1 protein-coding gene is annotated in these 1,004 nt (G+C 63.1%); it reads left to right on the top strand.

The window, feature by feature from the left end; genetic code table 11:
- The first annotated feature begins 2 nt into the window (after nucleotides 1-2).
- Nucleotides 3-965, top strand: a complete 963-nt coding sequence (locus B7X30_RS15675; protein WP_286731897.1) for an IS1595 family transposase — start codon at nucleotides 3-5, stop codon at nucleotides 963-965.
- Nucleotides 966-1,004 lie beyond the last annotated feature (39 nt).

Here is a 1,004-nt window from a genome sequence, read left to right as displayed (position 1 = left end):
ATATCCAGACTTTAGCGCCAACGCCCGGAAAAGACTACCCACAGACCTGGAACGAGTTCCTCGACTGGTTTGGCACCGAAGAGGCGTGTCTGACGTACCTGGAACGATTGCGCTGGTCCAGCGGATTTGTTTGCCCACGCTGCGGCTGCGCTGGGCAGGCCTATCGCGCCACGCGTGGCCGGCTGATGTGCCCGAGCTGCCAGCACCAGAGTTCGGTGACCGCCGGCACCATCTTCGACAAGACCCGCACGCCACTGCGCGTGTGGCTGGCTGCGGCCTGGTACCTGACCAACCAGAAGCAAGGTGTGAGCGCTTTGGGGTTGCAGCGCGTGCTGGGGCTGGGCAGCTACCAGACCGCGTGGACCATGCTGCACCGACTGCGTCGTGCCATGGTTCGCCCGGGCCGCGAGCAACTCAGGGGGTTGGTCGAAGTTGACGAGACCTACCTGTCCATCACGGACAGACAAGCCCCCATCTCTCCCAAAGGGCGCAAGAGCAGCACGAGCAAGGTGCTGGTGGTGATGGCAGTGGAGATGCTGGAGCCCAAGGGGTTTGGCCGCATCCGCCTGCGCCGCATTGCCAACGATTCCGCCTCGTGTGTGATGCCGTTCGTGCAGGAGGTCATCGAGCCAGGCGCACAGGTGCGCACGGACGGCTCGGCCGCCTATCGGTCGTTGACGGAGTTGGGCTTCACCCATCAGCGCACGGTCATGCTGGGCTCCGATGTCCCCGCCCATGTCTCGATGGCAGGAGTGCATCGGGTGGCCGCTCTGGTGCAACGCTGGATTCTGGGCACCCACCATGGCTCGGTGCAGCCCGAACACCTGGATGCCTATCTGGACGAGTTCGTGTTCCGTTTCAACCGCCGCACGTCCAACTCGCGGGGCCTGTTGTTCTACCGGTTGCTGCAACAAGCCGTCGCCACTGCACCGGTGACCTACCGCGATGTGGTGCGAAAGGCTTGAATGTTTGGGTGACGGCCATAGAATGCATGTACTGGGTAT

Origin of the sequence: Thiomonas sp. 13-64-67, from assembly GCF_002282795.1 — a bacterium.
In the GTDB taxonomy this organism is placed as follows: Bacteria; Pseudomonadota; Gammaproteobacteria; order Burkholderiales; family Burkholderiaceae_C; genus Thiomonas; species Thiomonas arsenitoxydans.
This window is presented reverse-complemented; position numbering and strand designations above follow the sequence as displayed.